At 69.5% G+C, this 11941-nt stretch carries 12 protein-coding genes and 1 pseudogene; 8 read left to right on the forward strand and 5 right to left on the reverse strand.

The window, feature by feature from the left end:
* Positions 1 to 22: 22 nt before the first annotated feature.
* On the reverse strand, positions 23 to 952 hold the full coding sequence (locus ACZ56L_RS23810) for a helix-turn-helix transcriptional regulator (protein ID WP_471066133.1): 930 nt from the start codon (positions 950 to 952) through the stop codon (positions 23 to 25).
* A gap of 103 nt (positions 953 to 1055) precedes the next feature.
* Between ACZ56L_RS23810 and ACZ56L_RS23815 the strand changes: the two genes are divergently transcribed.
* From ACZ56L_RS23815 to ACZ56L_RS23850, 8 genes are all read left to right on the forward strand, one after another.
* A complete protein-coding gene (locus ACZ56L_RS23815) occupies positions 1056 to 1634 on the forward strand; it encodes an NIPSNAP family protein (protein WP_471066135.1) in 579 nt (192 codons plus the stop codon).
* Positions 1635 to 1848: 214 nt separating this feature from the next.
* On the forward strand, positions 1849 to 2352 hold the full coding sequence (locus ACZ56L_RS23820) for a peptidase inhibitor family I36 protein (RefSeq protein WP_471066137.1): 504 nt from the start codon (positions 1849 to 1851) through the stop codon (positions 2350 to 2352).
* Positions 2353 to 2574: 222 nt separating this feature from the next.
* Entirely contained in the window at positions 2575 to 2802 is a 228-nt protein-coding gene (locus tag ACZ56L_RS23825; RefSeq protein ID WP_471066139.1) for a hypothetical protein, read from the forward strand.
* Between the two features lie 856 nt (positions 2803 to 3658).
* Positions 3659 to 4222 carry a TetR/AcrR family transcriptional regulator gene (locus ACZ56L_RS23830; protein ID WP_345219770.1) on the forward strand — a complete coding sequence of 188 codons (564 nt, stop codon included), beginning with the start codon at positions 3659 to 3661 and terminating at the stop codon, positions 4220 to 4222.
* A gap of 125 nt (positions 4223 to 4347) precedes the next feature.
* Positions 4348 to 5700 (forward strand): carotenoid oxygenase family protein, encoded by a 1353-nt coding sequence (locus ACZ56L_RS23835; RefSeq protein WP_471066142.1) that lies wholly within the window; start codon positions 4348 to 4350, stop codon positions 5698 to 5700.
* A gap of 149 nt (positions 5701 to 5849) precedes the next feature.
* A complete protein-coding gene (locus ACZ56L_RS23840) occupies positions 5850 to 6920 on the forward strand; it encodes a medium chain dehydrogenase/reductase family protein (protein WP_471066144.1) in 1071 nt (356 codons plus the stop codon).
* Positions 6921 to 7167: 247 nt separating this feature from the next.
* The gene (locus ACZ56L_RS23845) at positions 7168 to 7377 is read left to right on the forward strand and encodes a hypothetical protein (RefSeq protein ID WP_345219868.1); all 210 of its coding nucleotides are present in this window, start codon (positions 7168 to 7170) and stop codon (positions 7375 to 7377) included.
* Positions 7374 to 8105, forward strand: a complete 732-nt coding sequence (locus ACZ56L_RS23850; RefSeq protein ID WP_471066146.1) for a restriction endonuclease — start codon at positions 7374 to 7376, stop codon at positions 8103 to 8105. The genes ACZ56L_RS23845 and ACZ56L_RS23850 overlap by 4 nt, the downstream gene beginning before the upstream one ends.
* A gap of 30 nt (positions 8106 to 8135) precedes the next feature.
* Here the strand turns inward: ACZ56L_RS23850 and ACZ56L_RS23855 are convergent, their stop codons facing one another.
* From ACZ56L_RS23855 to ACZ56L_RS23870, 4 genes and pseudogenes are all read right to left on the reverse strand, one after another.
* Entirely contained in the window at positions 8136 to 8297 is a 162-nt protein-coding gene (locus tag ACZ56L_RS23855; RefSeq protein ID WP_471066148.1) for a hypothetical protein, read from the reverse strand.
* A gap of 1038 nt (positions 8298 to 9335) precedes the next feature.
* A pseudogene (locus ACZ56L_RS23860) lies at positions 9336 to 9888 on the reverse strand (transposase); the annotation flags it as partial.
* Positions 9889 to 10020: 132 nt separating this feature from the next.
* The gene (locus ACZ56L_RS23865; protein WP_468690137.1) at positions 10021 to 10701 is read right to left on the reverse strand and encodes an HAD family hydrolase; all 681 of its coding nucleotides are present in this window, start codon (positions 10699 to 10701) and stop codon (positions 10021 to 10023) included.
* 11 nt (positions 10702 to 10712) lie between these two features.
* The gene (locus ACZ56L_RS23870) at positions 10713 to 11933 is read right to left on the reverse strand and encodes a GNAT family N-acetyltransferase (protein ID WP_471066150.1); all 1221 of its coding nucleotides are present in this window, start codon (positions 11931 to 11933) and stop codon (positions 10713 to 10715) included.
* Positions 11934 to 11941: the final 8 nt, after the last annotated feature.

An 11941-nucleotide genomic window follows, 5' to 3' on the forward strand; every position in this document is an offset into this window, starting at 1 on the left:
GGGAGAACCTTCTGCTCAGAGGTCATCCTTCGTAGCGGGTGGCTAGGGCTCGTGCCGTCTGGGCGATGCGGTTGCGTAGTTCGGCCGGTGCCAGGACCTCGACATCGGCGCCCAGCCGCAGGAAGTCTCGGTGAGCGTGGTCGATCGACTCGATGGGCACGCGGGCCTCTGTCCACCCGTCACCCGTGGGTGTCACGCCGAGGAGGCGGGCGCCCTCCGGGGTGAGCCGCACCACGGCGTCCGCAGTGTGCAGTCGCGCTCGGAAGTCGGCCAGATAGACGTTCCAGTACCCGGTCAGGTCGAATCCGTCCGGAATGACGAACTCCTCTTCCAGCGGCCGGATTCCGAGGATCTGGTCGACTCGGTAGGTGCGGATCCCGGACGGCCCGCCGGCGACCAGGTACCAGCGGCCGGCCTTGAGGACGAGCCCGTACGGCTCCACCCGCCGCTCGATCTCCTCCGGCGCCCGCCAGCGCCGGTACCGCAGTACCACCGCCCGCCGCGCCCACACCGCGGCGGCGACCGCGGCCAGGTGGGGCACCCGGTCGGCGTCGCCGTACCAGCCGGGGGCGTCGAGCAGGAAGCGTTCCTGGATCCGCTCGGCGTGCTCGCGCAGCCCCGCCGGAAGGGCGGCCCGCAACTTGAGCCGAGCGGTAACGAGCGCCTCGCCGAGGCCGAGATCGGCAGCGGCATCGGGAAGTGCGACGAGGAACGCGGCCCGTGCCTCGTCCACGGTCAGTCCGGTGAGCCGGGTCCGGTAGCCGTCGACCAGCCGGTAGCCGCCCGCGTGCCCGGCGGCGCCGTACAGCGGGATACCGGCAGCACCGAGCGCCTCGACGTCCCGGTAGACCGTCCGGACGGAGACCTCCAGCTCCTCGGCCAACTGCCGGGCCGTCATCCGGCCCCGGTTCTGGAGCAGCAGAAGCAGGGTGACCAGCCGGCTCGCACGCATGCCGCCCAGTATCCACTGACAGTTGATGTCAGCAGACCGGCCCTAACCTGCGGCACATGGACGACAACTGGACCACGGACCTCACACACCGGGCGGCCACCGCATGAGCATCGTCGAACTCCGGCAGTACACCCTGCATCCCGGCGCCCGAGAAACGCTGATCGACCTGTTCGAGCGCGAGTTCGTGACCGGCCAGCAGGCGGTCGGCATCACCGTCGGCGGCCGGTTCCGCGACCTGGACGACCCGGACCGCTTCGTCTGGCTGCGCGCGTTCCCCGACATGGCGCACCGCCGGCGCGCACTGGAGGCGTTCTACACCGGCCCGGTCTGGCGGGAGCACCGCGACACCGCCAACGCCACCATGATCGACAGCGACGACGTCCTGCTGCTGCGCGGCCCGGGCTTCGTGCCGGAACCGGGCGCGAGCGAGGTGCTCGTGACCATCTGCCATCCGACCGACGCGGCCGGCTTCGACGCGTACGCAGCCCGGAACCTGGGCCCGGGCCACGCGCTGCACCGCACCGAGCACGCCGAGAACGACTTTCCCCGTCTGCCCGTCCGGACCGGGGAAGACGTCCGGATCTGGTTCGGCCAGGCCCAGCCGGCACCCTGGCCGACCCGACGGCTGCGATTGGAGCCCGTGCAACCTCGGAACCCCTCACCGCACCGCGCACGCTTGTGAAACGTGCTGTGACCGGGTTGCGCAGGACGGCCAGAGTTCCCCAGTGAGGAGGGCCGGGAGGATCGGTAAACCCCTGTCGTAGGCCTGGTGTGCAGATCTCTACCGCAGGAGGCGGAGGGGAAAGTCAACCGGCTGGGTGACGTGCACCGGAGATGCCACTTGTAACTTCGTCCGCATCCGCAACCCTCTGATACGAACGGAGAGCGGAACACCCATGAAGACTCCGAAGAAGACCGGTATCGCCCTGGGCGCGGGCGCCCTGCTCCTCAGCGGACTGACGACCGCCCCGGCCGTGGCCGCACCCGCCGCGTCCTCGTCCTTGTCCTCGGCCAAGGTAGACGCGTACATGGCCGTGGTGCCGAACGGCACGAAGGTGAGCGACAACGAGATCACCTGGGAGAACGGCCAGGTGCGCGTGGTCATGTCGGCCACCAAGAAGTCCTGCGCAGTGGGCTACTACTGCGTATGGGAGCACAGCAGGTTCCGCGGTGCCATGGCGGCGTGGACCGGGTCCAAGGACCGGTGCAAGAAGTTCAACTTCACGAAGTACTGGAAGAACAAGGTCTCCTCGTTCCAGGCCCGGGGCAACTGCGAACGGGGGAACTACTTCCTCAAGGCGGCCAAGGACTGGCAGCCCGACTGGTTTGAGCCCTTCGAGGGCGCCAAGGAGTACGTGCGCTACAACGACGACTACGACTACGCCTCCAAGGGACTCTGAGAGCTCGACGCTGCCCTCGGGGCGATCCGCCTGTCCGCCACCAGGGTGACGACCGGCAGCAGGCATGCCGACTGCCGGCCGCCTCACAGTCGGGCTGCCGGCCCAGCCAATTCGATCCCTTGCACCAAGTGCCACGAAGGCACCCTCCGATACGGAGCAGGCGCAACCTGCTGTGCAAGTCGTGCCGCACCCAGAGCAGCTCTGAAATGCCGACTGAACAACATGATGCGCATCGCAGTCCGCCAGGCCGCCCGCGATGTTCGCACCGCGCCGCCTCCGCCGCCCGCCGAACCGCCGGCGGATCCCGCGCTCACCGAGCTGCGCCGCACCGCCGACGAACTCGCCGCTCACACCCACCGGCTCGGGAAGCTGATGCTCGAAGTCGCCGACGCGTGCCTGTTGGACACCGAGGCGGCCGACGTCCTCGCCCCGCTGGTGACACCCTGCTGACTGCTTTGGCCATGAGCGGGAGGACGACAGCGCGATGCCGATGCTGCAACTGGGACTCGTCCGGGTGATCATGCAGCCCGCCGGGCAGCGGTTCAGGTCCGGCAGAGCAGTCTCGCCTGCGCCGGTTCCTGGGCCGCGAACTGTCAGCCGGCCCACGGCCGCTGCGCGAGTCCTTCCGCGCCCAGCACCAAATCGATCACCCTCTGCTGCCCGAACCCGGCGTCGCCACGGAGGCCGGCAACGCCGGCACCGCGATCGACCAGCGGCTACGCCTCGTCTTCACTGCGGGCGCGCCCGTGGACCTGGCCACGGAGGCTGGATTGGAGGAGACCGGGAACGCAAGGAGAAGCGCTCGTTCCGGCCGGACCTGACGCGGCTGCCCCGGCATGCAGGAGTGGTAGCCGGTCACCGAGCCGATACGAGCGGGAGTCGGCAGGCCGGGCCCGGCGTCAGGACGCTGTGCCTTTGGCGGCAGCCGGTACGCCTTCGCGAACGCCTCAGCGGCCGGCACGGCCAGCCCCTCCTCACGCCGAACACGTCACCCCACCCTTTGAGACGCTGCCCCCTCGCGGGTGAAGGCCGACCGGCGGTTCTTCTGCCGGACAGCAGATGACCGGGGCAGTGGCCCTCCACCCTGGAGAGAGCGGGAGGGTCCACACGTCGCCAGGACCGGACACCGGCCGGCAGGGAGGTCCGCCCCCTGTACGCGAGGAGCGCTTCCGTCTGCTGCGCCTGGGGCTGCGCCTGCAGACGGCCTGCATCCGGCGCACCCCGGCAGAAGCCGGGCCCCGGCGCCTCTGCCCGGCACCGCAGAAGCACGCTTGACACAAAAAAGAGTGAGTGATTGAGTACTCACATGAAGACGGAGCGACGCCAACTGTCCACAGCCGAAGAGCGCAGGGAGACGGTGCTGCGTACCGCCATCGGGGCTTTCGCGGCCCGGGGGTACTTCGGGACCACCACCACAGAGGTGGCCAAGGCGGCGGGCATCTCGCAGGCGTACGTCTACCGCCTCTTCCCGAACAAGGAAGCCCTGTTCACCGCGGTCGTCGAGCACTGCTTCGTGAAGGTGCGTGCCGCCCTCGAGAGCGGTGCGGCAAAAGCCGAGAGCAGTTCACCCGAGGAAGTGCTCGCTTCGATGGGTGACGCGTACGCCCGTCTGATCAGCGACAACGATCTGATGCTGGTCCAGCTGCACGCCCAAGCGGCCGCGGTCTCCGAGCCGGCCGTGCGGGAGGCGGTGCGGGCGGGGTACGCCCGCAGCGTCGAGTACGTGCGCAGCGCCTCGGGCGGCAGCGAGGCGCAGGTGCAGGAGTTCTTCGCCGTCGGCATGCTCTGCCACCTGCTGGTCTCCATCGACGCCGGGGCGATCTCCGCGCCCTGGACCCGCACCCTGACGGCGGGGATCATGCACTACTGAACCGCCTCCCGGAAGGCGGCCGCGCATCTGCGGATCCTGCGGCCGCCTTCTTTTTCGCCCTGGCAGTGAGTGTCTGACCACACACACTTGATTATTGATCCTCTCTACCGAGATTGAGGTTCGTCATGGCCAGCAAGCCCTATCTGACCGGTCACTACGCCCCTGTCGCCGACGAGATCACCGCGACCGAACTGACCGTGGAGGGGAACCTGCCGCCGGAGCTGACCGGCCGTCTGATCCGCAACAGTCACAACCCCAAGCCCGGTATCACCCCCTCCCACTGGTTCAAGGGCAGCGGCATGGTGCACGGCATCCGCCTGAAGGAGGGCCGAGCCGAGTGGTACCGCAACCGGTGGGTCCGCACCCCCGCCCTGGAGGGCGCCTCGTACATGACCGACCGGGGACCGGACCTGCGGGTCAGCACGGCCGGTACGCACGTCATCGAGCACGGCGGACGCCTGCTGGCCCTGTCGGAGACGGCCCTGCCCTTCGAGCTGACGGCCGACCTGGAGACGGTGGGCGCTCACGACTTCGGCGGCAAGCTCACCTCTGCCATGACCGCCCACCCCAAGGAGGACCCGGCCACTGGCGAACTGCACTTCTTCGCTTCCTCCCCCTTCCCCCCGTACTTGATCCACCACATCGCCTCCCCTGACGGCCAGGCGCTCGACAGCCAGGAGGTCCCCGGCGCGAGCGCCGCACTGAAGCACGACTTCGCGATCACCGCGCACCATGTGATCTTCCTGGAGGGCTCGGTCGCCTTCGACCCCACCGAGCACTCCGGGATCCCCTACGGCTGGAGCGATGCCCAGGCCTCGCGGATCGGCGTCATGCCGCGCGGTGCGGGTGGCGCGGCGAAGATCCGCTGGTTCGAGATCGGCCAGGGGTACGGCATGCACTTCGCCAACGCCTACGAGGACGCCTTCGGACGGATCGTTGTCGAGGGCCCCACAGTGGGCCGCGAGGGCTGGCAACGCTCGTGGAACTGGTGGGTCGGTGCACCCGATCGCGGCGCTGAGCCGAACTCCGGCTCCCATAGCCGCCGCTGGACCATCGACCTTGCCGCAGGAACCGTCCACGAGCAGCAGACCGACGACCTGACGGTGGAGTTCCCCACCATCAATGACAGCTTCACCGGCAGCGAGCACCGCTACCAGTACGCCCTGTCCTTCCCCGACGACCTCGGGATCGGCAACCACACCCTGGTGAAGTACGACCGCGCCGCCGGCACCCGGCAGATGCTGCCTTTCGGCACCGGCCAGCTGCCCAGCGAAGCGGTGTTCGTCCAGGCGGACGGCGCCACCGGTGAGGACGAGGGATACCTCCTGACGGTCGTGAGCGACCTGAACGCCGACGCCTCCAGGATGCTCGTCCTGGACGCGTCGGACCTCACCCCGCCGCCGGTCGCCACCATCCACCTCCCCCGCCGGGTGCCCGCGATGATCCACGGCTCGTGGATCCCCGACTCCGCCCTCTGAGAACGCCTCCCGGCCCTCGCCGCCCGGACGGACGGCCACCTGTCAGCTCGGCTACCCCGCTGCCGGCCCTTGCGGGCCATTGCCCTGCCGATGCCCCGCCGTGCCGCCGTCGCCGGACGCCGGCCCATCCGAAATTGAGGAGCAATCCCGTGTACGACTCCCACGCCCGCGTTTCCGCCGCCGGCTCCCCGGCGGCTTCGTCCACCGTCACCGAGGCGGTGCTGCCCGGCATCGTCGAGCCGGACGGCATCCAGGTCCGAACCCGGCCCGCCCGTCCCGCCGGCCCCGGGCAGGTGGTGCTGGCGATGGAGGCCGCCGGGGTCTCCTTCGCCGAGCAGCAGATGCGGCGCGGCAAGTACTACGACCAGCCGCCCTTCCCCTTCGTGCCCGGTTACGACCTCGTCGGGCGGGCCGTCGACGCCGGCGAGGGCGTGCCGGGCCGCGTGCTGGGGCGGCGCTTCGCGGTACTGACCAAGACCGGCGCCTGGGCCAGCCATGTCAGCGTCGACGTCGGCGACCTCACCGAGGTGCCCGAGCCGGTGGACTCCGCCGACGCCGAGACCTTCGTGGTCAACGGCATCACCGCCTACCAGATGCTCCACCGCCTGGCCGAGGTCCGCGCCGGCGACACCGTCCTGGTGCTGGGCGCGAACGGCGGCGTGGGCTCCACCCTCGTCCAGCTCGCCCGCATCGCCGGCGCCAAGGTCGTGGGCACCGCATCGCCCAAGCACCACGACGCCGTCCGCACGCTGGGCGCCACCCCCCTCGACTACCGGGACCCCGGCCTGCACGAGCAGTTGCGCGCCCTGGCACCCAAGGGGTACGACGCGGTCTTCGACCACGTGGGCGGTGAGGGCATCGTGACCTCTTACCGGCTGCTCGCTCCCAAGGGCACGCTCGTCTCCTACGGCACCGCTTCCACCCGGGACGTCCAGGGCTCGTCGAAGGCCCCCGTCCTCAAACTGTTCGCCCGCCTGATGTGGTGGAACGCAGCTCCGAACTGCAAGAGCGCCCACTTCTACAACATCTGGGCCGGTCGACGCCGACTCGACACCTTCCGGGCCAAGTTGCACGCCGACCTGACGCAGGTCTTCGCGCTCCTGGCCGACGGCAGTCTCACCCCTCAGGTCGCCGCCCGCATCCCCCTCGCCGACGTCGCCAAGGCCGTAGAGATGGCCGAGTCCGGCACGGTGGTCGGCAAGGTCGTCCTGGTGCCGTAAGGCGCGCGACAGCCCATGACCGCGAACTCCCCGTCACATATGGCCGGCCTCCGGGCCCGGTAGACACGCCCCTCCCTGCGCGGTCCGGCGGACGCCGCACGAGGCAGGGGCTCTGTCATTCGAGGGGAGGAATTGAGACGCCCCGCAGATTACTTTGTGCCATTTCTCAACAACTCACCGTCACGATCCGCCTTGTCTCGCTAGACAGAGGGGGTCAAGACGGGCGGTTGTGGGGGAGGGCCGGTTGATTCTGACCATCAACCTTGCGGTGCTGCTTGCTGTCGTCGTGTTCTTCCGGCTCAGACGGCGCACCCAGGCCCGCAGCCGGGTCGAGGAACGGAACACCGCTCTGATCGTGCTGGCCCTGGGCATCCTGATCGCGCCCACCCCGGTCGGGCAGGGCATCGGGGACTTCCTGAAGCAGCTCGCGCAGTCCGTCACACAGAGCGCCCAGTGAGCTCCCCCGCACGCCGTCGACGGCCGGCAAGCAAACGACGGGCCGGTTCACGGCCGCGGCCGCGCACGTCCGGCAAGCGGCGGCAGCAGGAGAACGACCACCTGGCCGCTGTCGTGGTGGCCGGGCTCGTGGCTGCGGGCCTGGTGGTGCCGGCCGTCAACTGGCTCCTGGCGAACTGGTGGGTTCTCGTCGTCCTGGGAGTGGCGGCGGCGGGAGCCGGCGGCTGCTGGCTGTACCAGCGGCAGCAGCGGGCCCGCTGGGACGCCGTACGGGCGCAGGCGCTGCGCTACGCGATGCCCCAGCTGGACGCGCTGCACCACTCCCGCTTCGAGGACGCGGTCCGGGACCTGATGTTCCGCGACGGGTGCCGGGACGCGGTGCGGGTGGGCGGCGGCGGGGACCAGGGCGCCGACGTGAAGGCCACCGACCCCTACGGCCGGCGGTGGGTCATCCAGTGCAAACACCGCCGCGACGGCCTCGCCGGATCCGCCGTCGGCACCCCCGACCTCCAGGTCCTCAACGGCACCGCCCGCCCGGTCCACCACGCCGACGTGGCGGTCATCGTGACCAACGGACGGGTGACCGCACCCGCGGTGACCTTCGCCCGGCAGCAACGGCTCCACGTCGTCGCCCGCCACACCCTCGCCGCCTGGGCCGCCGGCTCCCGCCCCCTGTGGGACCTGCTCCCCGCCGTACCCCGGCCGCGCAAACCCGGCACCCTCTCCTGAACCCCGCGCACGCCGATCGCCGCGGACGGGTCAGCGGCCCGGCGGGACCTGCTGCTCTTCGACCGCACCGCACACCCCGCGTTGCTCACCCGCGACGACGTCCACGCCGCCGGTGCCCGGCCCCCGGCACACCTGCTGAACACCGCGCACGACGTCCCCCCGCTGCTGGTGCTCTCCCGCACCCGCGGCCACGGGGTCAGCCTGAAGACGCTCGGGCTGGAGGGAATGGTGCTGGACCCGCGGGCCGGGCTGCACGTGACGGTGCTGGCCGCCGCAGCCGAGCGCGGTGCCACCCGCCCGGTGATGACGGTGACCGAGAACGCCGCCGCCCATGTGGCCGCCTACGGCGCCTTGTTCCGTCACCACGGAGACACCCGAATGCGGTACCTGCTGCACGGCAGAGTCCCGTACGAGGCAACAGCACAGGACCGGCTGTACGACGTGCATCAGGCCCACGCGGTCCGGGAGCTGTTCACCGGCTGGTACCTGCCGCTGCACTTCTGCCTCGAACGCGGCACGGTGAGCGCCCCCGGGCCCCCGGCCCTGCTGAAGTTCCTGCGCCGCGCTCACCTCGCCCGGCCGACCGCACCTGCGGGTGATGTCCTGACCGACCTGCGCCACCGCGTGGCGGCAGGTGATATGCGCTGGGTGACGGACGCCCGGATGCCGGCCTGCGCGCCGGCCGACCGGGAGAACACCACCGGGTCGACGGCCCTGGAGAATCGAGAACGCCCTGGACCCGCTCCACGGCGATCAGGCCCGCTGCCTGCAGACCACACTGCGCTCCTTCTTCAGGGCCCTCAAACGCGAACGCCTCATCTTCCGAGACCCGGCCCGCAACGTTTGCCTCACCAGCAGCCGATCCGTGCCCACCGCGCTGCCCTCCGACCGCATCGCCGGTCTCCTGGACCGCCTCGACGACCCGCGCGACCGCCTCGTGGTCATCTACGCCCTCCTCCCCGGGCAGCCCGCACACCTCCGGCGAACCGACCTCGACCGCAGCAAGGGCCAGCTACGCCTGCGCCGGGTGGGACGCATGGTCATGTCATCTACCTCGGCGCCTTCACCCTGCGTCTGGCCACAGCGTGGGAGTTCCAGCGCCACCAACGCTGGCCCGACAGCTCCAATCCCTACTTCTTCGTCACCCGTAACACCGCCGTTGACGATTTCGGTCCGCCCATGAGCGCTGGCGTGGTTCAGTTACTGAGCTTTCTCAGCGTTGCCTCTGGCGGTGGTGACCCAGTCGCCGGCACCGATGTAGGCCATGTCAGCGAGGGTGGGGACGCCCTGGCGCTCGCAGATCCGGAGGATCTTGTGAGTGCGGGCGGCTGTCAGGTCGTGGGTTCGGCCCGGCAGGGCCGGTGACAGCCAGAGGATCTCCCCGCTGGGATCGGTTACGGCCTGCACGTTCACCCCGTGCCGCTTGTGTTTCGAGGAGTAGTCGGCCCGGCCGTCGCCGACGCGGTCGCACTCGACGAGCGTGCCGTCCAGGAGGACGAAGTCCGAGGCGCGTACGCGCAGCGTCTTCAGCAGGCCCGGTGCCTGCTCGGCGAGCAGGGCGGTGACCGCGGTGACATGGGTGTGGGCAGTGCCGACGGATATCCCGAAGCCGGCTGCGATGCGGGCGAGGGTGTCATGACGGCACAGGTACACGAGTGCGGACCAGTGCACGGCGATGCGGCGGGAGTTTGCACCGCCGGCCACCCTCGCGGGTGACGATGAGCATCGTGACCCACTCGATCAAGGCGAGAGGCAGGTCGAGTACGGCAGGATATGGAACCAACAGGGCTCCTGTGCTGCTGAGTTGATATGTCGAACACCTCCCTCAACGGCACGGGAGCCCTGTCCGTTGCGTACCCCAGCGTCATACCTCCCCGTCACCCGATCAGGGACCACTCTGAAAACGCTCATTCACCTAGGGGTCCAAGTGCAGGAGCAGGCCCGACAGCGACTCGATCTTCTCACCCGTGTATGAGGGATGCTTGCCGTCGCGGTCGATGAGAATGCCGTGCAGTCCTGCCGCGCGAGCCCCGCCCATGTCTGAGTAGACCGAATCGCCCACGTAGTGAAGGGTCGTGGGGTCTTTACCGATGGCCTCGGCCGCGAGGTGGAAGATGCGGGGGTCCGGCTTGCTGATCCCTGTGCGGTAGGAGGTCAGCACGGTGTCGAAGACCGTGTCGAGCCCGGTGTGTCCGAGGATGTCGAAGAGCAGGTCGTCGAAGTTGGAGACGATCGCCACCGGTATGCGTTCGGCTGCGAGACGCTCGATGACGGGTGCGACATCGGGAAACACAGCGTAGTTCGCCGGTTGCAGGATCGTCTTGGCGGCCGCTTCGGCGATCCGCAGTCGATCCGTTTCGCAGGCGTGCAGGTCGGCCGCCTCGATGATCCTGCGCACGAAGACTGCCCACTCGCGTACGCGGCTGAAGGAGTCCGGTGCATCATCAGGCCACCCGAGGGTGCTGCCCACGTGGCCGAGGGCCTGTTCCACGCGGTCCGTGGCGCACACACGACCGTGATCCGCCGCAGTCGAGGCGATGACGTCGTGGATGGGCGGCGTCAGGTCGAAGAGGGTTCCCGCAGCGTCGAACAACACACCGTCAGGCTTCAACAGAGCTTCCCCCTTTCAGAGGCGGCCTGGCCGAGCTGCAGTTCTTCCAGGGCAGTTCGCAACCGTCCCGCACGCGCGAGCGCGCGGTGGAGCGAGGGGTCGGTGGCACGGAAGTAGGAGGTGAGACGGGTCAGGCTGCAGCCCCGGAGGATCTTCGCCAGGTAGGTGGAGTCACCGTAGTGGATGCGCATACCGCCCACTTGGGTGGCGTGGGCGATCAGCTCGTAATAGGCAATGTTGAAGTAGGCCGCCTTTCCCGCGCGGAAGGCACCAAGACGCGTCAGAATTCTGTGGGTCCTGTGGTCCTCGTAGAAGGCGATGAACCCCAGAGGAGACGACGTCGGTGAACCTGCGGACGGCGACGTCTCCTCGGCGTCGGCGCGCAGGACCTTGAGCCCGGGGATGGTGGCGGCGCGGGCGAAACGGTCCTGTACCGCGCGGGTGTCGGCCTGATGGCCATAGCGACGGTAGCGGGCCAGTTGGAGTGCGGCGAGATCCTCTGTCAGACCCTCGGGGCCTTCGACACGGACCGTGGCACGTTCGCCTTCGAAGAGGCTGCGCTCCTTGCGAAGGACTTTGCGGCGGTGGGCGCGGAAACTGCCGAAGTACGCCTCCAGGTCCGCGTACGCGGAGGTGTCCAGGACGGCGTCCGCCCCCACGGTGACGGCACTGTAACCGCGGGCCCGCAGCACCTGGTGCAGTGCTTGCTCCGCGGCGTTGTCCCCCCGGAGATTGCCGAACTGGACCACCGGCAGCCCCAGCTCCCCGGCCTGCGCCTCCACGCCGTCGACCAGGGTGTTCAGGCTGTCGGCGCTCGCCTCCGGGCTGAGGGTCACTCCGGAGAACACACAACCGGGCGTGACCACGGCCAGCGTGTCCGTCGCCGGGGCAGGCAGTTGCGAGCGCACGTGGGCGAGCTCCGCCCCGGCGGACTCGCGCCGCGGCTGAGCCGTTTGCTTTATCAACTCCTCCACGGGGGAACCACAGACGATCTCCCAGGTCGCGTAGGTGCGGTGGGCAGAGGTGTGTGGCAGGAGGTAACAGCTGGCGAGTGCTCCACCCGCACAGAGGTAGTACTGGTCGCGACTGATGCGGCCTTCCTCAGCCGCCAGCCACGGCAGCGACCTGTGCAGCCCGCTGTCGCCGCCTTGTACGCCGGCGCCGTGCGCCATGGCTTCGCGTATGGACGTCCAGGACGTCCAGGCCGTCGCACGCATCAGTGCGT

This window comes from Streptomyces sp. NPDC039736, from assembly GCF_055596485.1.

Bases quoted from the DNA above. Each gene is read 5' to 3' on its own strand.
- ACZ56L_RS23810 (WP_471066133.1), bottom strand. From the start codon at position 952: ATGCGTGCGAGCCGGCTGGTCACCCTGCTTCTGCTGCTCCAGAACCGG.
- ACZ56L_RS23820 (WP_471066137.1), top strand. From the start codon at position 1,849: ATGAAGACTCCGAAGAAGACCGGTATCGCCCTGGGCGCGGGCGCCCTG.
- ACZ56L_RS23825 (WP_471066139.1), top strand. From the start codon at position 2,575: ATGATGCGCATCGCAGTCCGCCAGGCCGCCCGCGATGTTCGCACCGCG.
- ACZ56L_RS23815 (WP_471066135.1), top strand. From the start codon at position 1,056: ATGAGCATCGTCGAACTCCGGCAGTACACCCTGCATCCCGGCGCCCGA.
- ACZ56L_RS23830 (WP_345219770.1), top strand. From the start codon at position 3,659: ATGAAGACGGAGCGACGCCAACTGTCCACAGCCGAAGAGCGCAGGGAG.
- ACZ56L_RS23835 (WP_471066142.1), top strand. From the start codon at position 4,348: ATGGCCAGCAAGCCCTATCTGACCGGTCACTACGCCCCTGTCGCCGAC.
- ACZ56L_RS23870 (WP_471066150.1), bottom strand. From the start codon at position 11,933: ATGCGTGCGACGGCCTGGACGTCCTGGACGTCCATACGCGAAGCCATG.